Annotated in this window: 21 protein-coding genes, 1 tRNA gene and 1 other RNA gene; 6 read left to right on the forward strand and 17 right to left on the reverse strand. The window is 70.0% G+C overall.

Going from position 1 to position 20,653, the window contains the following annotated elements:
• Positions 1 to 8: 8 nt before the first annotated feature.
• The 5 genes from D4739_RS04310 to dnaK form a co-directional block, all read right to left on the reverse strand.
• Positions 9 to 677 (reverse strand): hypothetical protein, encoded by a 669-nt coding sequence (locus D4739_RS04310; RefSeq protein ID WP_147384800.1) that lies wholly within the window; start codon positions 675 to 677, stop codon positions 9 to 11.
• Positions 678 to 786: 109 nt separating this feature from the next.
• Positions 787 to 1,227 carry a heat shock protein transcriptional repressor HspR gene (locus D4739_RS04315; protein ID WP_120059419.1) on the reverse strand — a complete coding sequence of 147 codons (441 nt, stop codon included), beginning with the start codon at positions 1,225 to 1,227 and terminating at the stop codon, positions 787 to 789.
• Between the two features lies 1 nt (position 1,228).
• On the reverse strand, positions 1,229 to 2,386 hold the full coding sequence (gene dnaJ / locus D4739_RS04320) for a molecular chaperone DnaJ (protein WP_120059420.1): 1,158 nt from the start codon (positions 2,384 to 2,386) through the stop codon (positions 1,229 to 1,231).
• A 37-nt stretch (positions 2,387 to 2,423) separates the two neighbouring features.
• Positions 2,424 to 3,017 (reverse strand): nucleotide exchange factor GrpE, encoded by a 594-nt coding sequence (gene grpE, locus D4739_RS04325; protein WP_238473519.1) that lies wholly within the window; start codon positions 3,015 to 3,017, stop codon positions 2,424 to 2,426.
• Entirely contained in the window at positions 3,014 to 4,855 is a 1,842-nt protein-coding gene (gene dnaK, locus D4739_RS04330) for a molecular chaperone DnaK (protein ID WP_120059421.1), read from the reverse strand. The genes grpE and dnaK overlap by 4 nt, the downstream gene beginning before the upstream one ends.
• 224 nt (positions 4,856 to 5,079) lie before the next feature.
• Between dnaK and D4739_RS04335 the strand changes: the two genes are divergently transcribed.
• A complete protein-coding gene (locus tag D4739_RS04335) occupies positions 5,080 to 5,922 on the forward strand; it encodes an aldo/keto reductase (protein WP_120059422.1) in 843 nt (280 codons plus the stop codon).
• Positions 5,923 to 5,941: 19 nt separating this feature from the next.
• On the opposite strand, the gene D4739_RS04340 is transcribed toward D4739_RS04335, so the two are convergent.
• On the reverse strand, positions 5,942 to 6,547 hold the full coding sequence (locus tag D4739_RS04340) for a hypothetical protein (protein WP_147384801.1): 606 nt from the start codon (positions 6,545 to 6,547) through the stop codon (positions 5,942 to 5,944).
• A gap of 151 nt (positions 6,548 to 6,698) precedes the next feature.
• Here D4739_RS04340 and D4739_RS04345 point away from each other — a divergent pair, with 151 nt between their 5' ends.
• Positions 6,699 to 7,490, forward strand: coding sequence for a hypothetical protein (locus D4739_RS04345; protein WP_147384803.1), 792 nt, complete (start codon positions 6,699 to 6,701; stop codon positions 7,488 to 7,490).
• Positions 7,491 to 7,493: 3 nt separating this feature from the next.
• Here the strand turns inward: D4739_RS04345 and D4739_RS04350 are convergent, their stop codons facing one another.
• A complete protein-coding gene (locus tag D4739_RS04350) occupies positions 7,494 to 8,366 on the reverse strand; it encodes a sucrase ferredoxin (RefSeq protein WP_120059425.1) in 873 nt (290 codons plus the stop codon).
• 98 nt (positions 8,367 to 8,464) lie between these two features.
• On the opposite strand from D4739_RS04350, the gene D4739_RS04355 reads away from it, so the two are divergent.
• Complete coding sequence (locus D4739_RS04355; protein WP_120059426.1) at positions 8,465 to 9,430, forward strand: hypothetical protein; 966 nt, start codon at positions 8,465 to 8,467, stop codon at positions 9,428 to 9,430.
• Positions 9,431 to 9,514: 84 nt separating this feature from the next.
• Here D4739_RS04355 and D4739_RS04360 read toward each other — a convergent pair whose 3' ends face one another.
• The 8 genes from D4739_RS04360 to ffs all read right to left on the reverse strand — a co-directional run bounded on the left by D4739_RS04360 (position 9,515) and on the right by ffs (position 17,188).
• Positions 9,515 to 10,558, reverse strand: coding sequence for an aspartate-semialdehyde dehydrogenase (locus tag D4739_RS04360; RefSeq protein WP_120059427.1), 1,044 nt, complete (start codon positions 10,556 to 10,558; stop codon positions 9,515 to 9,517).
• 1 nt (position 10,559) lies between these two features.
• Entirely contained in the window at positions 10,560 to 11,837 is a 1,278-nt protein-coding gene (locus D4739_RS04365; RefSeq protein ID WP_120059428.1) for an aspartate kinase, read from the reverse strand.
• Between the two features lie 174 nt (positions 11,838 to 12,011).
• Positions 12,012 to 12,590 (reverse strand): DUF5063 domain-containing protein, encoded by a 579-nt coding sequence (locus D4739_RS04370; RefSeq protein ID WP_120059429.1) that lies wholly within the window; start codon positions 12,588 to 12,590, stop codon positions 12,012 to 12,014.
• A 19-nt stretch (positions 12,591 to 12,609) separates the two neighbouring features.
• Entirely contained in the window at positions 12,610 to 13,209 is a 600-nt protein-coding gene (gene recR / locus D4739_RS04375; protein ID WP_120059430.1) for a recombination mediator RecR, read from the reverse strand.
• 8 nt (positions 13,210 to 13,217) lie between these two features.
• Positions 13,218 to 13,580, reverse strand: a complete 363-nt coding sequence (locus D4739_RS04380) for a YbaB/EbfC family nucleoid-associated protein (protein WP_120059431.1) — start codon at positions 13,578 to 13,580, stop codon at positions 13,218 to 13,220.
• Positions 13,581 to 13,610: 30 nt separating this feature from the next.
• Positions 13,611 to 15,971, reverse strand: a complete 2,361-nt coding sequence (locus D4739_RS04385) for a DNA polymerase III subunit gamma and tau (protein ID WP_220699227.1) — start codon at positions 15,969 to 15,971, stop codon at positions 13,611 to 13,613.
• A gap of 100 nt (positions 15,972 to 16,071) precedes the next feature.
• Positions 16,072 to 17,031: a glycoside hydrolase family 25 domain-containing protein gene (locus tag D4739_RS04390; RefSeq protein ID WP_120059433.1), complete on the reverse strand. Its 960-nt coding sequence runs from the start codon at positions 17,029 to 17,031 to the stop codon at positions 16,072 to 16,074.
• Between the two features lie 66 nt (positions 17,032 to 17,097).
• Positions 17,098 to 17,188: signal recognition particle sRNA small type (gene ffs / locus D4739_RS04395), an RNA gene on the reverse strand.
• A 108-nt stretch (positions 17,189 to 17,296) separates the two neighbouring features.
• On the opposite strand from ffs, the gene D4739_RS04400 reads away from it, so the two are divergent.
• Positions 17,297 to 17,384: transfer RNA gene (locus tag D4739_RS04400), tRNA-Ser, on the forward strand.
• A 55-nt stretch (positions 17,385 to 17,439) separates the two neighbouring features.
• On the opposite strand, the gene D4739_RS04405 is transcribed toward D4739_RS04400, so the two are convergent.
• Complete coding sequence (locus D4739_RS04405; RefSeq protein WP_120059434.1) at positions 17,440 to 18,630, reverse strand: RimK family alpha-L-glutamate ligase; 1,191 nt, start codon at positions 18,628 to 18,630, stop codon at positions 17,440 to 17,442.
• Positions 18,631 to 18,654: 24 nt separating this feature from the next.
• Between D4739_RS04405 and D4739_RS04410 the strand changes: the two genes are divergently transcribed.
• Both D4739_RS04410 and D4739_RS04415 read left to right on the forward strand, forming a co-directional pair.
• Positions 18,655 to 19,137, forward strand: a complete 483-nt coding sequence (locus D4739_RS04410; RefSeq protein ID WP_238473520.1) for an ATP-dependent zinc protease family protein — start codon at positions 18,655 to 18,657, stop codon at positions 19,135 to 19,137.
• A gap of 1 nt (position 19,138) precedes the next feature.
• Positions 19,139 to 20,089: a succinylglutamate desuccinylase/aspartoacylase family protein gene (locus D4739_RS04415; RefSeq protein WP_120059436.1), complete on the forward strand. Its 951-nt coding sequence runs from the start codon at positions 19,139 to 19,141 to the stop codon at positions 20,087 to 20,089.
• A 34-nt stretch (positions 20,090 to 20,123) separates the two neighbouring features.
• On the opposite strand, the gene D4739_RS04420 is transcribed toward D4739_RS04415, so the two are convergent.
• Positions 20,124 to 20,597, reverse strand: coding sequence for a MarR family winged helix-turn-helix transcriptional regulator (locus tag D4739_RS04420; protein WP_120059437.1), 474 nt, complete (start codon positions 20,595 to 20,597; stop codon positions 20,124 to 20,126).
• Between the last annotated feature and the right edge of the window lie 56 nt (positions 20,598 to 20,653).

The raw sequence follows: 20,653 nt of genomic DNA on the forward strand, positions 1-20,653 counted from the left end.
GCGGCCGATCAGGACGACGGGGCGACGCCTGCGGTCTTGAGGAAGTCGGGGACCTTGCAGCCGGCCTCGCCGTTCGGGCAGCCGGTGATGCTGCGGACCCACGTGTCGACCTCGTCCGTCAGGTCCGGGCCGTCCGTGGGCGGGGCGTAGTAGAACGCGTAGAAGCCCGCCCACCACGTGTGCCGCGACTTCTCCGCAGCCGCGTCGGTGAAGATCGCGGGGTTGGCCATCAGCCAGTTCTCGGCATCGACCGGCGTCTGGAACCAGATCGCGTAGAACGAGCCGAATCCCTTCACTGCCTGCCGATCCGTCATGTTGGCGGCCACCCCGATCACGCGGTAGTCGCCCTTCTTCGGCACCGCTGCGTGCCTGGCGAGGCGGCCCTGGAAGGCCGCGTCGGCGGCGTACGGACCCTCGCCCGTGCGGTTGCTCCAGTCCTGCCGCACCACGATGCCGAGGTCGTCGCCGGTCTGCTTCTCGAGCCGCTCGACCCACGGCACGGGCACCTGCCCGGGCGGCAGCTGCCGGTGTACGACGGTCACGTAGGCGAGCGGGTTGTCGCCGGAGCTCACCCCGAGCTTCAGGTACTTCGTCACGTATCCGTAGGCGAAGGGTGCCGCTGCGACGACGAGGACGAGACAGAGAACGGCGAGGACAGCGCGGGACCGGACAGACATGCCGGACAGCATGCCCGGGCGGACCCGATCGGCCTGTCAGCCGATCGGTCAGGAATACGTCACACCCGACGCCGAACTTGCGCCGTGTCAACGCCGAACTTGCGCCGTGTCAACGCTGGTCGCGACGCCAGACGACGATCTGCGACGAGGTGTCGGGGCGCAGGGCGGGCAGGGTGCCCGGCGGGCGGGGGGCGACCGCAGCACGGGAGGCGACCAGGGACTGGAGAGCCTCGCGGGTGGCATCGAGCTCGGCCTGGAGCTCGGCGTTGCGCTGCGCGAGCGCCGCCGCCCGGTGCTCGAGATCGAGGATGCGGCGCACACCTTCGAGGCCGATGCCGTGCCCCGTGAGGTCGGCGATCTCGCGCAGCAGCTCGATGTCGGTGTGGGAGTAGCGACGACCGCCGCCCCCGGTGCGCCCCGGCGTGATCAGGCCGAGGCGCTCCCAGGTGCGCAGCGTCTGCGGATGGAGCCCGGTGAGCTCCGCAGCCACGCTGATCACGTAGACCGCAGCGTCAGGGGCCGGACGCTCCGGACCTGCACCCCTGGCCATGTCAGTCCTCCTCGAACAGCTTCGTGCGCAGCGGCTTGCCTGCCGTCGCTGCCCGGTAGGCCTCGACCGCTTCGCGGGCAGCTGCGTCGAGCACTGCCGGCACCTGGACCTCCACGGTCACCAGCAGGTCACCCTGGGAACCATCGGCCTTCTGGGCGCCCTTGCCACGCACCCGGAAGGTGCGTCCGTTGGGGGTGCCAGCCGGCAGCTTGAGCGTGACCGGTGCGCCGCCGAGGGTCGGCACCTTGATCTCCGCGCCCAGCGCCGCCTCGTCGAACGAGACCGGCACCTCGAGGGTCAGGTTGTCGTCCTTGCGGCTGAACAGCCGGTGGGGGCGCACCTTCACCGTGACGTAGAGATCACCGTGGGGACCGCCGTTGTCACCCGGGGCACCCTTGCCGCGCAGGCGGATGCGCTGCCCGTCCTTGACCCCGGCGGGGATCCGGGCCTGGATGGTGCGGCTCGACGTGCCGCGGCCGGAGCCGTGGCAGACCGGGCAGGCCTGGTCGTAGACGAGCTGGCGACCGTGGCAGGTCGGGCAGGTCTCGTTCATCGAGAACGCGCCACCCACACCAGCCACGACGTAGCCCGCGCCGTCGCACTCGGGACAGACGTGCGGACGCGTGCCGGGCATGCCGCCCGTGCCGCCGCACTCAGGGCAGGCGCCATCGCTGGCCAGCCGCAGGCTGACCGTGGCGCCGTCCATCGCATCGGTGAAGCCGATGGTCGCGGTGGTCTCCTGGTCCTGGCCCTTGCGCGGCCGGGGCTGGCGCTGCCGGGCACCTCCGAAGAGGTCGCCGAACATGTCGCCGAAGCCACCGGCACCTCCGCCACCCGCACGCTCGCGGAGCAGGTCGTTCAGGTCGAAACCGCCTCCGCCGAAGCCACCGGCTCCGCCGCCGAAGCCACCGGGATAGCCGGCAGAGACGGTGCGGAACTCGTCGTACTCCTTGCGCTTGTCGGCGTCGCCGACGACGTCGTAGGCCTCCGCGACGGACTTGAACTTCTCGTGCTTCCGCTCGTCGCCCGGGTTGGAGTCCGGGTGGTTGGCGCGCGCCAGCTTGCGGTAGGCCTTCTTGATCTCATCCTGCGACGCGTCCTTCTTGACGCCGAGCTCGGCGTAGAAGTCCTTCGACGCCCAGTCTGCCTTCGCGCTCATGCGCGCTCCTCCCCTCCGCTACTCGAATGTGTGGCGATCAGCTGTCGGCCGGGTCGACGACCAGGACCTGCGCGGCACGCACGACCCGGTCACCGATCTTGTAGCCGACCTTGGCGACGTGCTGGCAGGTGGTGACCTCGACCGCGGCGTCGGTGCCGAGGTGCGTGAGCGCCTCGTGCAGCGTCGGGTCGAAGGCATCGCCGGGCTCGCCGAAGCGGGTCAGCCCGAGGTTGCTGACGATGCGCTCGAGCTGGTCGGCCACGGCCTTGAAGCCGCCGTCCAGCTCGCCGTGCTCACGGGCCCGGTCGATCGTGTCGAGCACGTCGATGATCGGGGCAAGGACCTTGTACGTCGCGTTCTGGGCGGTCAGCTCCCGGTCACGGTCGACCCGCTTGCGGTAGTTGGAGTACTCCGCCTGGAGGCGCTGGAGATCGAGCGTGCGCTCCTCCAGGGCCATCTTGGCGACGACGAGCTCGTCGGCCGCCGACTGCTCCGCCGTGTCGGACGCAGCGCCCTCGACCTCGGTCTCGTTGGCCATCTCACCCGCGGAGTCGCCGAAGCTGTGACCCTCCGGGGAGGGAGCCGCAGTCTCCTGCGGCTCCCCCTCCGGGGTGAGGTTTTCCTCGGTCACTTGGAGTCGTCCTCGTCGACGATCTCGGCGTCGACGACGTCGTCATCGGCCTCGCCGGTCGCCTCGCTGGAGCCGCCGGCAGCGGCCTGCTCGGCCTCTGCGGCGGCGTACATCGCGGCGCCCATCTTCTGCGAGGACTCGCCGAGCTTGGTGACGCCGGCGGTCAGCTCCTCCGAGGTGGCCTCCTCGTTGGCGAGGACGGCCTTGAGCGCGTCGACGTCGGCGGCGACCTCGGTCTTGACCTCGTCCGGGATCTTGTCGCCGTTGTCGGCCAGGAACTTCTCGGTCGTGTAGACGAGCGAGTCGGCCTGGTTGCGGGCCTCAACCGTTTCACGCCGGCGAGCGTCTTCTTCGGCGTACTGCTCGGCCTCCTTGACCATGCGGTCGATCTCGTCCTTGCCCAGCGCCGAGCCACCGGAGATGGTCATCGACTGCTCGCGGCCGGACGCGTGGTCCTTGGCGGAGACGTGGACGATGCCGTTGGCGTCGATGTCGAAGGTGACCTCGATCTTCGGCACGCCACGCGGCGCCGGCGGCAGGCCGGTCAGCTCGAAGTTGCCGAGCGGCTGGTTCTGCGACCACATCTGGCGCTCACCCTGGGCGACCTTGATCTCGACCGACGGCTGGTTGTCGTCAGCGGTCGTGAAGATCTCGGACCGCTTGGTCGGGATGGTGGTGTTGCGCTCGATGAGGGTGGTCATGACGCCACCCTTGGTCTCGATGCCGAGCGAGAGCGGGGTGACGTCGAGGAGCAGGACGTCCTTGACCTCGCCCTTGAGGACACCGGCCTGGAGCGCGGCGCCGACGGCGACGACCTCGTCCGGGTTGACGCCCTTGTTGGGCTCCTTGCCGCCGAGCAGCTCCTTGACGACCTCGGTCACCGCGGGCATGCGGGTCGAGCCGCCGACGAGGACCACGTGGTCGATGTTGGCGATGGCGACGCCACCGTCCTTCAGGACCTGCTGGAAGGGCTTCTTGGTGCGCTCGAGCAGATCAGAGGTGATCTTCTGGAACTCCGAGCGGGTCAGCTTCTCCTCGAAGTGGAGCGGGCCGGACTCGCCGTGCGTGATGTAGGGCAGGTGGACCGTGGTCTCGCTCGAGGAGGAGAGCTCGATCTTCGCCTTCTCCGCGGCCTCCTGGAGGCGCTGCTTGGCGATCTTGTCGGCGCCCAGGTCGACGCCGTTGTTGGCCTTGAACTTGTCGATCATCCACTGGACGACACGGTTGTCCCAGTCGTCACCACCGAGGTGGTTGTCACCGGAGGTCGCCTTGACCTCGACGACACCCTCGCCGATCTCGAGCAGGGACACGTCGAACGTGCCGCCACCGAGGTCGAAGACGAGGATGGTCTGGTCGTCGCCCTTGTCGAGGCCGTAGGCCAGCGCGGCCGCGGTCGGCTCGTTGACGATGCGGGAGACGTTGAGGCCAGCGATCTCGCCGGCTTCCTTGGTCGCCTGGCGCTGGGCGTCCGAGAAGTACGCCGGGACGGTGATGACCGCGTCGGTCACGGTCTCGCCCAGGTAGGCCTCGGCGTCACGCTTCAGCTTCTGCAGGATGAAGGCGCTGATCTGCTGCGGGTTGAACTTCTTGTCGTCGATCTCGACGGACCAGCTCTCACCCATGTGGCGCTTGACCGAGCGGATGGTGCGGTCGACGTTGGTGACCGCCTGACGCTTGGCGACCTCGCCGACGAGGACCTCGCCGTTCTTGGCGAAGGCGACGACGGACGGGGTGGTGCGAGCGCCTTCGGCGTTCGCGATGACGGTGGGCTCTCCACCTTCGAGGACGGACACGACGGAGTTCGTCGTGCCGAGGTCGATGCCGACTGCGCGGGCCATGTGTTCCTCCGTGTTGCTAGTGCTGGACCCGGTGTCTCTGTGTCGAACCGGGCGAAGTCTGGGATTGCGGCCATCCTGCCGCGATGCGGCCAGTCTGCCAAACAAGTTGAGTGTTGGCAACTCAACTTTGCTCACTCTGCCCAACGAAGGTCTGGGCGGTCTTGTTCCCGGATCCTCGAAGAAGATCTCCGGGGCAGTTGAACCGGGGTGGTTGGCTCGGAGTCATGACGGTCCCGGCGCTCACGCTCAACGACGGTTCGACGATCCCGCAGCTCGGGTTCGGCGTCTTCCAGGTCCCGCCCGCGGAGACCGCACGCACGGTTCTCGAGGCTTTCGCGGTGGGTTACCGCCACATCGACACCGCGGAGATGTACGAGAACGAGGCCGGGGTCGGCGAGGCGATCCGCACCTCGGGCCTCGACCGCGACGAGATCTACGTGACCAGCAAGCTCAGCAATGCATTCCACCGGCCCGACGACGCTCGCCGCGCGTTCGACAGGACCCTCAAGGACCTCGGCGTCGACCGGATCGACCTGTTCCTGGTCCACTGGCCGCTCCCCACCCTGTACGACGGGGACTACTCCTCCACATGGCGCACGCTGGCCGAGTTCGTCGAGGACGGCCGCGCCCGCAGCATCGGTGTCTCCAACTTCCAGCCCGCGCACCTCGAGCGGATCATCGGCGAGACCGGCGTGGTCCCGGCGGTCAACCAGATCGAGGTGCACCCCTACTTCACCAACGAGGGCGCCCGCGCCGCGTCGTACGCACACGGCATCGTGGTGGAGGCGTGGTCCCCGATCGCACGCGGCCGCGTGGCGGACGAGCCCTCGCTGGTGCGGCTCGGGGAGAAGTACGACAAGTCCGCGGCCCAGGTGACGCTGCGCTGGCACATCGAGCGCGGCGACATCGTCTTCCCGAAGTCGATGCACACCCCGCGCATGCGGGAGAACCTCGAGGTCTTCGACTTCAGACTCACCCCCGACGAGGTCGAGGAGATCAGTGCGCTGAACGAGGGAGCGAAGGGACGGACGGGTCCTGACCCGGACGTCTTCGACTACGTGCCCTGAGGGCGCAGCGCCCCCGGGTTCACTCGTCGCCGTGCAGGACCATGACCTCGTTGGACTCGAGGCCGGTCTCGGGGTCCTGGACGCGCCAGGCGATCCTGCCCGTCTGGTAGGTCGCAACGAAGACCTGGAAGACGCCGCCATAGACGTTGACGTCCAGGTTGAACTCCTTCCAGCCCGTGCCGTTGACGTCGTACCAGATGTCGAGGACCGAGCCCTCGCCCCGCGAGTAGGTGCCGCTGAGCATCAGCTCCTCGCCGGAACCGACCTGCGACGAGCCGGCGCTGAGTCCGATCCTGGCGTCTCGCGGCGCGGCCGACCCGGTCGGTGAGGACGAAGCGGTGGCCGACGCGGACTCCGTGGCCTCCGTGACAGCGGGGGTCTCGGTGACGGCCGGGGCCAGCGTCACGAGCAGGCCGGAGTCGAGCTCCGTCGGCTGGAGCGACGGCAGGTAGAGCGAGTCGCCGACGGCGACACCGTCACCGGAGCTGGAGCCACCCGACCCGTCCAGTCCGAACAGGCGCGTCCCGAGAAGCGCGATGATCGCCGCGAGCAGACCGATCACGAGCCCCACTGCGACGAGCGCAACCAGGCCGTTGGCGACCGGGTTCTCGTTCTGTTCGTCCACCGCTGCTCGCTCCACGCCTGTCGGGTCCTCGTGCCGGCCCATCGTCGCACAGCCATCCCACCCGGGGAGGCACTCCCTCCGGTCCAGCCCGGTCTATCCGGGTCCACCGATTCCGCTCCGGGGCAGCGGGACGCGGCGTACAGTGACGGACATGGGAGGGGAGCCCGAAGTTCGAGCGATCAATCATGCCCGCGCTGGCATGGACGTCCTGGCTGCGCTACGCGCGGAGCCGGTGCCTGCAGGTGTGCCCGTTGCGGCGCCCGAGGTGCCCGTCGGCAAGGACCGGGCGGCTCCGCCTGTGCCGAAGCGTCGACGGCGATCCGCCCCTGCTGCGCCCGCCGTCGAGCGGCCCGTTGCGCGAGCGGCCGAGCAGCCCGCGCCGGTCCGTGCGCCGGCACGTGCCCCTGCAGCGCCCGCGCCGGTTGCGGCCCAGGTTGTCGCACCTGCCCCGGTCACCGCACCTGCTCCGGTCACCACCGGTCGACCCGAGGCTCCGGTCGCGCCCACCACACGCAGCACCCGCCTCGACTTCCGCACGCGGCGGGGTGCCCAGCGACTGGCGGGCGCCCTGGTCCTCGTGACGCTGCCTGCCACCGCGGCGGTCGGCTGGCTGGCCTACGACCAGCAGGACCCGACGTACGCCGGGCTCGCGCTGATCCTCGCGACCCTCACGCTGGGTCTGTGGTTCCTGCGCGTGATGACCGTCCCCGTCTCGGTCTCCGCGGTCGGCCCGATGCTCGAGGTGCGGCAGGGCGAGCGCCGGCTGCAGTGGGACCTGGCAAGCCAGTACTCCCCTGTTGACCACGTCCGCAGCCGCCCCGGGCGCTCGGGTTGGCGCGTCGTCATGCGCAACCCCGATGGCACGACGTTCGCGATCGACGGAAGCATGGTCCCGGCCGACACGTTCATGGAGCTGCTGCGCCGCTACCGGCCGGAGCTCTGAGGATCAGTCCACCCGCCAGGCGGTCGACGGCTTCTCCACCTCGTCGGCACAGCTCTGGCGCATCGGCGGCTCGTCGATCGCAGTGACGCGGACGCTGGCCTCGCCTCCAGCGTGCCGGAAGGTGACGATCGTGTGCGCGCCGACGACCTCGCTCGCCACCAGCGCGAGTGCGTCGATGGCGGTGAGCCCGAGCCGGTCGAGCAGCTCGACCTCGGCGGCCTGCACCGCGCCGTCGTACGCCGTGCGGCCCCGCAGGTACGGCGCGACCACGTGGCCCGAGGCCGACGCGCGGGCGATCTCGACCGCGGAGTCGGGATCCACACGGCCGTAGGAGAGCCCCGCCGGCAGGGTCAGCAGCGCGCCCGCGAACCGGTGCCCGCCCAGATGGGTGGTCTCCCAGGTCTCCGCCGGGTACGCCGACGCGAGGGCCGCCGCGATCGGGCGGCCACGTTCTGCACAGCAGACGTCGCGACGGCCGTTGGTGCAGACGAGGAACAGTGGCCCGTCCTCGAGCGCGAACCCCTCGGGGGCGCCGGCGTCGAGGGTGCCGAGCGCGAGGGTGAGCAGCTCTGCAGGGTCCTCGAGAACCGTCGCCGCGAGCCAGCGAGCCCCGGGAGAGGTGTTCGCGAGGAACACCCGGAAACCATCACCACGCGGCGTCGCGCCCGGGCGCCGGATCAGCTGGACGCGAACGCCCGCGTCCTCCGCACGCGCGGCGAGTGTCGTGCGCACGTCGTCCGGGAGCCATCGGCTCTCCGCCAACGCCTTGCGTCCCCATGGCCCCGGGTGCTCGATCAGCAGGAAGCCGCGGTCGTGGGCAGCCGTGCCCGCCATCGGTTGCTCCGCGGCAGCCACGGAGCACCGGTACGACGTCATGGCGTCATCCTGCCCGATCGGTCAGTTCTTCCCACCCGCACGGGGGGATCGTGACGACGCACACGTGGAGAGTCGCACGATCTGGCAGACTGCCCGGCATGGCTGAGAACGACGACAAGCCGCAGGACGTCAACCTCGAACTCCCCACTTTCGGCCTGCGCCGCAAGCGCAAGGAGAAGCAGGAGACGGACCCGGCCGATGAGACGACGCCCGCGGAGGACGCGAGCCCGACTCCTGTCCCCTCGTCCGACGTCACGCCCGCCGCACCCGTCGTACCCGCGCCTGCCGTGACCCCGCCCGCGGCCCCGCCCGCGGAGACCACCCGGTTCGCTCCCCCGGCGGCTCCGGCGGCTCCGGCCGCTCCGGTTCCGGCTCCGGCGCGCCACGCAGCACCTGCAGCCCCGGCGCCCGAACCTGCGGCCTCACCGATCAGTGAGGTCGAGGCATTCGCACCGGTCACCCCGGCTGCGCCGCAGGCAGCGGCCCCCGTTCCGCCGCCGGCGCCGGTCACTCCGCCCGCACCCGTCACGCCGCCCGCAGCGGTAGCGCCCGCGCCCGCGACCCCGGTCGCATCGGCCCCCGCTGGTCCGCACCCGGCGTCACTTGCACCCGACCTCGCCGACGAGCTGACGGACGAGCCCGCCAAGCCCGGCGGCCCGCGCTTCCAGGCGCCGAAGATGCCCGAGCTCCCGCGCGTCTCCGGCGCGATTGCCGCTGTGATCACCGGCCTGATCATCGGTCTGCTCGCCTGCGGAGCAACATGGGTCAGCCTCCAGGGCTGCGAAGCGATCCGTGGCACGAGTTCCTGCGGCGGGCCTGGATTCCTGCTCCTCCTCGGGATCCTGATCATCCTCGTGCTGGCCGGTTCCGCGCTCCTGAGCCTCCTGCGCGTTCCCGAGGCGGCCAGCACCAGCTTCCTGGCCGTCGGTCTTCTGGCGATGCTGGTGCTGCTCGTGCTGACGAACTGGATCTTCCACTGGTGGATGGTCCTGATCATCCCGCCGCTGGCCGCCGGCACCTACACGCTCGCGCACTGGGTCACGACCCACGCTGGCGAGGACTGACGATCTCAGATAGTCCCTAACGAAAAGCGCCCCATCCGAGTTGGATGGGGCGCTTTTCGTTAGGGACTATCCAGAACCGGGGGCTCAGAGCTGAGCGGCGATGATCTCGGCGATCTGGACGGTGTTCAGCGCGGCACCCTTGCGCAGGTTGTCGTTGCTGATGAAGAGCGCGAGACCGCGGTCACCGTCGACGCCCGGGTCCTGGCGCAGGCGCCCGACGTACGACGGGTCCTTGCCGGCTGCTTCGAGCGGGTTCGGGATGTCGACCAGCTCGACACCGGGAGCGCCAGCCAGCAGCTCGGCAGCACGCGCAGGCGTCAGGGCCGAGGCGAACTCGGCGTTGACCGCGAGCGAGTGGCCCGTGAAGACCGGGACGCGGACGCAGAGGCCCGAGACGCGCAGGTCCGGGATGCCCAGGATCTTGCGGGACTCGTTGCGGAGCTTCTGCTCCTCGTCCGTCTCGTTCAGGCCGTCGTCCACGAGGCCACCGGCGAACGGGATCACGTTGTAGGCGATGTTCTTCTTGTAGACGCCCGGCTCGCCGAAGTCGACGGCCTCGCCGTCGTAGGCGAGCTCGGTGGCCTTGTCCCCTGCAGCGGCGACGCCGTTGGCGAGCTCCTGGACGCCGGCGACTCCGGAGCCCGAGACCGCCTGGTACGACGACACGATGAGGCGGACCAGGCCGGCCTCGTCGTGCAGCGGCTTCAGGATCGGCATCGCGGCCATCGTGGTGCAGTTGGGGTTGGCGATGATGCCCTGTCGAGCCGCGATCACCGAAGCCATGGCCTCCGGGTTGACCTCGGAGACGACCAGCGGGATCGCGTCGTCCTTGCGGAACGCCGAGGAGTTGTCGACCACGATGACGCCGGCTTCGGCGAACTTCGGGGCGAGCGCCTTGGAGGTCGCGCCGCCAGCGGAGAAGAGCGCGATGTCGAGACCGGTCGGGTCGGCCGTGGCGGCGTCCTCGACCACGATGTCGCGGTCACCGAACGGGATCACCTTGCCGGCCGAGCGGGCCGAGGCGAAGAAGCGGATGTTGTCCGCAGGGAAGTTGCGCTCGAGGAGGATCTGGCGCATGGCGACGCCGACCTGGCCGGTGGCTCCGACGACTCCGATGTTGACGCCCATGTCAGCGACCCGTCCCGCCGTAGACCACGGCCTCGATCTCGTCGGTGCCCAGGTTGAAGGCACCGTGTGCAGCGTTGACCGCCGTCTGGATCTGCGCCTCGGAGACGACGACGGAGACGCGGATCTCGGAGGTGGAGATCATCTCGATGTTGACGCCGGCCTCGGACATCGCCTCGAAGAAGCGCGCGGTGATGCCCGGCGACGTGCTCATGCCGGCACCGACGATGGAGACCTTGCCGACGGAGTCGTCGTACTGCAGGCGCTCGTAGCCGACCTCGGCCTGCAGGCGCGAGAGTGCGGCCATCGCGGCCTGGCCCTCGCCGCGGGGCAGCGTGAAGGAGATGTCGGTCAGACCGGTCGCGGCAGCGGAGACGTTCTGCACGATCATGTCGATGTTGATCTGCGCGTCGGCGACGGCGCGGAAGATCGCGGCGGCCTCGCCGACCTTGTCGGGCACGCCGACGACCGTGATCTTGGCCTGGCTGCTGTCGTGCGCGACGCCGGTGATGATGGCGGCTTCCATGGTTTCCTCCGAAACAACGTCCTGGGCCTTCACGACCCAGGTGCCCTCCTTGTCGGAGAAGGACGAGCGGACGTGGATGGGCATGTCGTAGCGGCGTGCGTACTCGACGCAGCGCAGGTGCAGGATCTTGGCGCCCTGCGCGGCCATCTCGAGCGTCTCCTCGTAGGAGATGCGCGGGATCTTGGTGGCGCGGGGCTCGATGCGCGGGTCGGCGGTGAAGATGCCGTCGACGTCCGAGTAGATCTCGCACACCTCGGCCTTCAGCGCCACCGCGAGTGCGACCGCCGTGGTGTCGGAACCGCCGCGGCCGAGGGTGGTGATGTCCTTCGTCGTCTGCGAGACGCCCTGGAAGCCGGCGACGATCGCGATCGCGCCCTGGCTCAGCGCCTCCTCGATGCGACCCGGCGTGACGTCGATGATCTTGGCCTTGCCGTGCTCGGCGTCGGTGATGACGCCAGCCTGCGAGCCGGTGAACGACCGGGCCTCATGACCCAGGCTCTGGATCGCCATGGCCAGCACGGCCATCGAGATCCGCTCGCCGGCGGTGAGCAGCATGTCGAGCTCGCGCGCGGGCGGGAGCGGAGAGACCTCGTTGGCGAGGTCGATCAGCTCGTCGGTGGTGTCGCCCATCGCGGAAACCACGACCACGACCTGGTGGCCCTGCTTCTTGGTGGCGACGACGCGCTGTGCGACCCGCTTGACGCCGGCTGCGTCGGCCACGGAGGAGCCGCCGTACTTCTGCACGACAATGCCCACGGTTCTTCCCTCACGATTGCTGGACGACGGTCCGGGCGGCGCCACCCCGCACACGGCGGAGGCAGGACACACGACCCTCGTGACGGGATTCTACCGGCGGCACCGCAGCGTCGCCGCTCGATATCTCAGGGGCGGGACAGCGGAGTACGCCGTCGCGCCGGCGCCGTCGACCGGTCAGTCGCCGAGGATCTCCTCGACGGCAGCGAGGTCCTCGTCCTCGCCGGTGAACTCCGCGTCCATGCGGTCGTGGGTGACGACCGACAGCAGCGCGTTGAGCGCAGCTCCAGCCAGGTTGCCCCAGCTCGAGACATAGGAGAACTGCCACCACCACAGGGCCTCGGCGACGTTGCCGCGGCGGTAGTGGCGCAGGCCGTTCTCGAGGTCCGTGGCGATGCTGGCGAAGTCGTCGGAGAGCTGGCTCTCGACCACGTCCGGCACATAGGGGTCGAAGACGAAGCTGTAGGTGTCGAGGTTGTCGAGCAGCTTGGCGAGCGCCAGGCGGAGCCCGTCGACCTCTGCCTCGGGGCCCACGTCGGGCTGGAACTCCTGGCCCGGGCTGAAGTCCTGCTGGGCGCCCAGGCGGGCACCGGCGAGCAGGATCTGCGAGACCTCGAGGAGCAGCAGCGGCACCGCGGCGCTCGGCGACTCCTCACGGGCGATGGCACCGAGGGCGATCAGGAAGCTCTCGACCTGGTCGGCGATCTGGACAGCGAACTCCTCGAGCTCGCCATCGATCACGAGTTGCTCAGTCATCGGCGGATCTCCACTCAACTCAGTCGTCGGCGGAACGCCGACCTGCGAACGCGCGTCCCAGGGTGACCTCATCGGCGTACTCCAGATCACCACCTACGGGTAGTCCACTGGCAAGTCGGGTCACGCGCAACCCCAAAGGCTTGAGATTGCGGGTGAGGAATGTCGCGGTGGCCTCGCCCTCGAGGTTGGGATCCGTGGCCAGGATGACCTCGGTGACCGCCCCGTCGGCAAGCCGGATCAACAGCTCACGGATGCGAAGCTGGTCCGGACCGATGCCGTCAATGGGGCTGATCGCGCCCCCGAGCACGTGGTAGCGGCCGCGGAACTCACGCGTCCGCTCGATCGCGGCCACGTCCTTGTACTCCTCGACGACGCAGATCACGCTCGGGTCGCGCCGCGGGTCGCGGCAGATCCGGCACTGCTCCTCCTCGGAGACGTTGAAGCAGATCGAGCAGAACTTCACCTTCGCCTTGACCTGGATCAGGACGTCAGCCAGACGGCGTACGTCGGCGGGGTCGGCCTGCAGCAGGTGGAACGCGATGCGCTGCGCGCTCTTGGGACCCACGCCGGGCAGCCTGCCCAGCTCATCGATCAGGTCCTGGACGATGCCTTCATACATCGGGTGGGTCAGCCGCCCATGCCGGGGATGCCACGGCCGAGGCCGCCGGTGATCATGCCGATGCTCTGCTCGGAGGTCGCATCGGCCTTGGCCTTCGCGTCGCGGAACGCAGCGACGATCATGTCGCCGAGGTCAGCCAGCTCGTCGGCGTTGGACCCGTCGAACTCGCCCGCCTTGATCTGCACACCCAGCAGGGTGCCGACGCCGTTGACCGTCGCCGTGACGGCTCCGCCCGCGACGGTGCCCTCGAACTCGGTGCTCGCGAGGGTCTCCTGCGCGATCTGGAGGTCTTCCTTCATCTGCTGGGCCTGCTGGAGGAGCGCTCCCATGTCGAAGCCTCCGCCGAAGGGGTTCTCCGGGCTCTCGGTCATGCGTTGCTCTCGCTCTCAGTCTTGGCCACGTCAGTCATGTCGGATCTCATCGATGATGGTGGCGCCGAGCTCGCGCTGGATCAGCTCGGCACCGGACAGGCTCCCCGACTCGACGTCGGGGTCGTCGCGATGGGCATCCGCGTCGGCAGCGAAGCGGCTCTCGCGCGCCTGCGGAGCCGCACCGGGCTGGCGGGACTGCTCGAAAGCCTCGCGCGCCGGGTTGCGGACCTGTCCTGACGGGCCGGCGTCGACCGCGGCTCCCCCTGCCGGGCCGTCGGGCTCCGGCGGCTCCGTCTCAGCGGGCGGCTCCGTCACCCAGTCTGCCGGTCCGCTGCCGACAGGACGGGGCGCGGCGGGCTCCGTGGTCGCGGCGTCGGCGGGCGCACCCGCGGGCGGCGGGGTGTTGACGCCCGAGCCGGTCGACGCTGCCGTGGCGATGATCGCCTCGATGCGCCACTCGTGGCCGACCACCTTGATCGCAGCCTTGCGGAGCAGGTCGCCGCTGCCGCTCTTGTCGAAGCTGTCGCGCGCGCCCGCGCTGTCGAAGCCGAGCGTCAGCGTGCGGTCGTCGACACTGACCACCTGGGCGTTGTTGCTGAGCAGCATCCAGGTCAGGCGGCGCATGCCCTTGACCTGCTCGACCACGTCGGGCCACAGCTTGCGCACGTCGGTGAGGCCGAGGCGGAAGGCGCTCGCAGCGGGCGCCTGCGCGGGTGCAGCAGCGGCCGGCGCGGGGGCGGCTGGCGCAGGCTCACCGGGACTCGGCGGGGTCCCCGGCCGCGCCTCATCAGTGTGTGGACTCTTCGTCACCGGCTGACCAGAAGTCCGCGTCTTGTCGACGGGTGCCGCCTCGAGAGGAGCCCCGGACGCGGACGGCCCTGACGGAGACCCGGATGCAGGCTCACCATCCGTCGAGGTCGACACGGGCGCAACCGGTGTCGAGGTCGCCGCGGGCGCCTGCTCAGCGGGACGGGAGGCACCCGGGACGACATTGGCCACCGAGCGCGCGGCAGCACGAGCTGCCGAGATGCCGGACTGCGCGGCCGCGATCCCGGAGGACGCGACAGCGGTGCCGGCTTCGGCGATCGCCTGGACGGGCGTCGCCGACGGAGGCACTGGCGCGGTGGCCGGTGCACCAGAGTGCTCGGCTGCCGGCACGGCCGCACGGGGAGCAGCGGGAGCGGCGGCGGGCGCGACGGCAGCGGGCGCGGGCGCTGATCCACCGATCGCGATCCGGCGCTCGAGCCGGTCGAGCCGCGCAAGCACCCCGTCGGAGGTGTCGTCGGCACCGGGCAGCAGCACGCGGGCGAGGATCAGCTCGAGGAGCAGCCGGGGTGCTGTCGCTCCGCGCATCTCGGTCAGGCCGGACGCAACCAGGTCAGCAGCGCGCGAGAGCTCGATCGCACCGAACCTCTTGGCCTGGGCGATCAGCCGCTCCCCCGCGTCCTCGGCAACATCGAGAAGGCCCGTCGCGGGAGCGTCCGGGACGGCCGTGACGATGACCAGGTCACGCAGTCGGCGGAGCAGGTCCTCGGTGAAACGTCGCGGGTCCTGGCCGGTCTCGATCACCTTGTCGACGACGCCGAAGACGCCCGCGCCATCGCGCGCGGCGAACGCGTCGACGACCTCGTCGAGGAGCGAGTCGGGGGTGTAGCCGAGCAGGCCAGCGGCCAGGTCGTAGGTGACTCCGGCGGGACCGGCGCCGCCGAGCAGCTGGTCGAGGACGGAGAGCGTGTCGCGGGCCGAACCGCCACCGGCGCGCACGACGAGCGGGAGCGCAGCAGGCTCGATGGCGACACCCTCGGCGTCGCAGAGCTGAACGAGGTAGGTGGTCAGCAGCCGCGGCGGGATCAACCGGAACGGGTAGTGGTGCGTGCGCGAGCGGATGGTCGGCAGGACCTTGTCCGGCTCGGTCGTCGCGAAGACGAAGCGCAGGTGCGGCGGGGGCTCCTCGACGAGCTTGAGCAGGGCGTTGAAGCCCTGCGTCGTGACCATGTGGGCCTCGTCGATGATGTAGATCTTGTAGCGGCTCTTGACCGGGGCGTAGAACGCCTTCTCGCGCAGGTCGCGCGCGTCATCGACGCCACCGTGCGAGGCCGCGTCGATCTCGATCACGTCGATCGAGCCCGGGCCGCCGCGGGCCAGGTCGCGGCAGGACTCGCACTCGCCGCACGGATCGGCGATCGGAGCCTTCTCGCAGTTCAGCGCCCGCGCCAGGATCCGGGCAGAGGTCGTCTTGCCGCAGCCGCGCGGACCGGAGAAGAGATAGGCGTGGTTGACCCGGTTGTTGGCCAGCGCAGCACGAAGCGGGTCGGTGACGTGGTCCTGGCCGATCACCTCGGCAAACGTCTCCGGTCGGTACCGGCGGTACAGAGCGAGGGGTGCATCCACGTCCTGAACCCTAGTTGCCCCTTCCGACAGAGGCCATGGCAGTGCCGAACCCGCCCACATTGCGCCGTGTCGACGTCAAGGTTGCGCCGTGTCGACGTGGTCAGGGGCGGACGAACCACTCGCCCAGACGACCGCCGTGCCCGGGGCAGGTGACGTTGCGATCGCGGTCGTCCTCGACCCACTGGGCCAGCACCGCGCGCCCACCGCCGAAGGACCAGTCCTCGCTGCACCGGTCCAGCGCAGCCGTCAGGGAGGTCTGCCCTGCCGCGCGCCACTCGGGGGCGTTGACACGCAGGTCGCCCACGACCCGCTGCCACAGTGACTTCACCGAGTAGTAGCCGATCCGCAGGCCGGCATCGCGATAGCCACGGGCCGTGCCCTCGACCACGGCAGCGTTGGCTGCCAGATCAGCACTCCAGTCGAAGTCGGGCACCGGCTCGACGTCGATCCAGACCGCGGGAGTCCGCAGGCCCGCCTCGCGCATCGTCGCGATCGTGAAGAGCGCCGCCTGGTAGCCGGCGTTGCGGAGCGCCCCGAGGCGGGTCGCCCCGTCGTACGGACCCTTCTTCCCGACCTTCGCGAGCTGGGCGTCCGTGGGCCACGAGACGACGGCGTACGCCCCGACCATCAGGTCGCGCTCCCGCACCCACGCGAGCTGGTCGGCAAGGCACGGGTTGGGGGTGAAGCTCGGGCCGTTGGTCAGGCCGAGCACGACGAACTCGGCGGCGTCGGTGGGCATCGGGGCGCCCTTCGACTGCTTCTGCGGGATGCCCATGCCTCGGGGGCACTGGGGCCAGCTCGCGTCCGCGCCGAGGACCTGGCGGTCCGGCCCGTTGGGGATCGACCCGGCGTTGGCGTTCGCCGAGGCGACCAGGTCGTCGAGGTTGCTCGGCACGTCGATGGCGGTCTCGGTCGGACGGTTGCCCGGGAGCGCGGCACCGGGAGTGAACGAGTCCGACGCACCCGCAGGGACCTCCGGCGCTGCCGGCTCACGCGGCGTACCGCCGCAGCCCGCGACTGCGAGCAGGACAGCCGACGCGGCGAACAGGCTCCGGATCATCACCGGCCCCACGCTACGTCGCACGATCCATCCGGGTGGACGAAATGAAGGACGACCCGGAAATGCAGAGGCCCCCCATGCACCCGACAGAGCTCACCTGCCCTTGCTGCCTTCCGGCCCTGGGGGAGTTCAGCGAGATGCCGCCACATGGGGGGTTGCCCCGAAGTCTAGAGGGCACGCTCCGAGCGCCCAAATGGTGGGTCCCGAGCCGATGGATGGTGGACCGATTTCAGGCGAACACCCAACCACGGGTAACCTCCTCCACGGATCTGTCGCCTAGTGGCCTATGGCGCTCGCTTGGAAAGCGGGTTGGGTTAACGCCCTCGGGGGTTCGAATCCCCCCAGATCCGCCATGTGAAGCGCCGCCCCTGCCGTCAAGGCCGGGGCGGCGCTCTGCGTTGCGGGGGTTCAGGCCTCGTGGAGCGGCTGCTTCGGCAGCTTCTTGACCTTCGACCGGCGCTTCGGGCGGGCCGGGATCATCGAGCGCATCTCCTCGAGCTTGCCGAAGCAGAGCAACCGGTCCTCGGCCTCGAGCACGTTGCGCGGCCGCGGGTTGGGGATCACCAGGGTGCCCCGGTGCAGGGTCAGGACGGTGATGTCCTTGTCGCGGAGTCCGGACTCGGCGATCGTCTTGCCGACGAGGTCGGCATCGCCGTGGACCACGAGCTCGGCGACGCCGTAGCCGGTGGAGACCGACAGCCGCTCACGCACGTCGATCTGCGGGAACGCGACCTGGTTGTCGATGTGGTCGATGATCGCGCCGGCCACGTCGAGCTTGGTCGCGGCCTCGATGCCCTCCAGCCCGGGCGAGGAGTTGACCTCCATGACCAGCGGTCCGTCGACACCCTCGAGCATGTCGACGCCGGCGACCTTGAGGCCCATGATCTGCGCGGCGCGCACCGCGACCCGCTCGTACTCCGGATCCAGATCGACCCTCTCCACGGACCCGCCGCGGTGGACGTTGGAGCGGAACTCGTCGCCCTTCGCCGTACGCCGCATGGCAGCGACGACGCGGTCGCCGACGACCAGCGCGCGGATGTCGCGCCCCTTCGACTCCTTCACGAAGGACTGGATCAGCACGTTCTGCTTGGTGCTCTGCAGGGTCTCGATGATCGCCTCGGCGACCTTGATGTCCGGAGCCAGGATCACGCCGATGCCCTGGGTGCCCTCGAGCAGCTTGATGACGACCGGAGCTCCACCGACCCGCTCGATCGCCGGGATCACGTCGCCGCGGTCCTGCACGAACGTGGTCGCCGGCATGCCGATGTTGTGCCGCGACAGGATCTGCGTCGCCCGCAGCTTGTCGCGACTGTTGGCGATGCCGTTGGCGGTGTTGGGCGTGTAGACGTCCATCTGCTCGAACTGCCGCACGACGGCGGTGCCGAAGTAGGTGATGGAGTTGCCGATGCGTGGCAGCACCGCGTCGTAGTGCGACAGCTGCTTGCCGCGGAACTGGAGGTCAGGTTGGTCGCCCGACAGGTCGATGCTGAACCGCAGCGTGTTGAGCACCTTGACGTCGTGCCCGCGGTCGAGGGCTGCTGTGCGCAGCCGCTGGGAGCTGTAGCAACGCGGCGCGCGGGAGAGGATCGCTAGCTTCACTGTTTGCCTGCTTGGATGGGGGCCGTGACGGACTCCCATCTAACCAACCAGCCGCACACGGCCGGGTGGCGCGAGTGGGTGAGTCTCCCGGATCTCGGCGTGCCGTGGATCAAGGCGAAGCTCGACACTGGCGCCCGTTCGTCGGCGATCCACGCCTTCGACCTGGAGGAGTTCGAGCGCGACGGCCAGGCGTGGGTCCGGTTCTCGATCCATCCCTGGCAGCGCACCTCCGAGGAAGCGGTCGTCGTCGAGCTCCCGGTCCACGACCGACGAGCGGTGCGCAGCTCGTCGGGCCACGCCGACGAGCGCTACGTCGTCCTCATGGACGTGCGCCTGCTCGACCGGGTCGTCACCACGGAGATGACCCTGAGCCGACGTGACGAGATGGGGTTCCGCCTGCTGATCGGCCGTGAGGCGCTGCGCCAGGGCTTCCTCGTCGACGCCGGCCGCTCCTACCTCGGCGGCCGCCCGAAGCGCGCCGTGCGCCGCAAGAACCGGGGCGTCTGACATGGCACGCGAGTCCTTCGCCATCGGCAACGTGCGCGTGCGCGCCGGCTCCGCCAAGGAGGTCGAGCTCCCGATCACCCGGCTGGTCACCGGCGGTGACGTCACCCTGCCTGTGCGGGTGATCCACGGCCGCGAGCCGGGTCCGGTGATCTGGGTCAACGCCGCCATCCATGGTGACGAGGTGCTCGGCGTCGAGGTGATCCGGCGCGTGATGGCGGGCCTCGATCCGAAGAGCCTGCGTGGCACGCTCGTGGCCGTGCCCGTGGTCAACGTGCTCGGCTTCATGACTGGCGACCGCTACCTCCCCGACCGCCGCGACCTCAACCGGTCCTTCCCAGGCTCGGCCCGCGGGTCGCTCGCCAGCCGGATCGCGCACCTGTTCATGACCGAGGTGGTCTCCAAGTGCGAGCTCGGCATCGACCTGCACACCGCCGCCGACAGGCGTGACAACTACCCGCAGATCCGCGCCGACCTCGATGACCCCGTGACGCACCGGCTCGCGCTGGCGTTCGGCGCGCCGGTGATGGTGCACGCGAAGATCCGCGACGGCTCACTGCGACAGGCCGGCCTCGACGTCGGTGCCCGGGTGCTGCTCTACGAGGCTGGCATGGCGATGCGCTTCGACGAGGAGCCGATCCGGGTCGGCGTCGAAGGGGTGCGTCGGGTCCTGGTCCAGCTGGACATGCTCGACTGCCCGCCCGAGCTGATCGATCCGCCGTACGTCGAGGAGTGCCGGACCAGCGGCTGGGTGCGCGCCCGCGGCACCGGGATTCTGCACCTCGAGGTGAACCTGGGCGCGGAGGTCTCCGCCGGCCAGCGGCTCGGCGGGCTCTCCGACACGTTCGGTCGCCGGGTGCGGCTCGTGCACGCCGACCGGTCGGGCGTCGTCATCGGCCTGACCCGCGCCCCGATCGTCAACGCCGGCGACGCCCTGGTGCACATCGCCCAGTAGGGCCTGAACCCCGCGGCCGGCGCGGCGTACGACGTCAGGCGGGGTGCTCCCCCGTCGCCGCGGCGATGACCTCGGTCAGCCGCCGGTGCATCTCCATCAGCTCCGGCAACGGCATGCCCAGCCGCTGAACGACAGCCGGGGGAATGGCCAGGGCGTCCTCGCGCAGCGCGCGGCCCTTCTCGGTCAGCACGACCGCCAGGGCACGCTCGTCGTGCGGGTCCTTGTCGCGCCGGAGGTAGCCGAGAGCCTCCAGCCGCTTGAGCAGCGGGGAGAGCGTGCCGGGGTCGAGCTGGAGCAGCTTCGACAGCTCTCCGACGCGCAGCGGCTCGTGCTCCCAGAGAGCGAGCATCACGAGGTACTGCGGGTGGGTCAGACCGAGCGGCTCGAGCAGTGGACGGTAGAGCGCGATCACGCTGCGCGAGGCGATCGCCAGCGCGAAACAGACCTGCTGCTCGAGGGCCAGCGGGTTCTCGATGCCGGGAAGGGCCGGCGGCGTCTTGCTCGTCACATTGCGAGCGTACCAAATGTTGGTGTACAAACTGTTAGTACACCAACTACCTACAG

Source organism: Nocardioides cavernaquae, from assembly GCF_003600895.1.
In the GTDB taxonomy this organism is placed as follows: Bacteria; Actinomycetota; Actinomycetes; order Propionibacteriales; family Nocardioidaceae; genus Nocardioides; species Nocardioides cavernaquae.

Bases quoted from the DNA above. Each gene is read 5' to 3' on its own strand.
- recR (WP_120059430.1), bottom strand. From the start codon at position 13,209: ATGTATGAAGGCATCGTCCAGGACCTGATCGATGAGCTGGGCAGGCTG.
- D4739_RS04310 (WP_147384800.1), bottom strand. From the start codon at position 677: ATGTCTGTCCGGTCCCGCGCTGTCCTCGCCGTTCTCTGTCTCGTCCTC.
- dnaJ (WP_120059420.1), bottom strand. From the start codon at position 2,386: ATGAGCGCGAAGGCAGACTGGGCGTCGAAGGACTTCTACGCCGAGCTC.
- D4739_RS04415 (WP_120059436.1), top strand. From the start codon at position 19,139: ATGGCACGCGAGTCCTTCGCCATCGGCAACGTGCGCGTGCGCGCCGGC.
- D4739_RS04380 (WP_120059431.1), bottom strand. From the start codon at position 13,580: ATGACCGAGAGCCCGGAGAACCCCTTCGGCGGAGGCTTCGACATGGGA.
- D4739_RS04390 (WP_120059433.1), bottom strand. From the start codon at position 17,031: ATGATCCGGAGCCTGTTCGCCGCGTCGGCTGTCCTGCTCGCAGTCGCG.
- D4739_RS04355 (WP_120059426.1), top strand. From the start codon at position 8,465: ATGGCTGAGAACGACGACAAGCCGCAGGACGTCAACCTCGAACTCCCC.
- D4739_RS04335 (WP_120059422.1), top strand. From the start codon at position 5,080: ATGACGGTCCCGGCGCTCACGCTCAACGACGGTTCGACGATCCCGCAG.
- D4739_RS04350 (WP_120059425.1), bottom strand. From the start codon at position 8,366: ATGACGTCGTACCGGTGCTCCGTGGCTGCCGCGGAGCAACCGATGGCG.
- dnaK (WP_120059421.1), bottom strand. From the start codon at position 4,855: ATGGCCCGCGCAGTCGGCATCGACCTCGGCACGACGAACTCCGTCGTG.
- D4739_RS04360 (WP_120059427.1), bottom strand. From the start codon at position 10,558: ATGGGCGTCAACATCGGAGTCGTCGGAGCCACCGGCCAGGTCGGCGTC.
- D4739_RS04315 (WP_120059419.1), bottom strand. From the start codon at position 1,227: ATGGCCAGGGGTGCAGGTCCGGAGCGTCCGGCCCCTGACGCTGCGGTC.
- D4739_RS04345 (WP_147384803.1), top strand. From the start codon at position 6,699: ATGGGAGGGGAGCCCGAAGTTCGAGCGATCAATCATGCCCGCGCTGGC.
- D4739_RS04370 (WP_120059429.1), bottom strand. From the start codon at position 12,590: ATGACTGAGCAACTCGTGATCGATGGCGAGCTCGAGGAGTTCGCTGTC.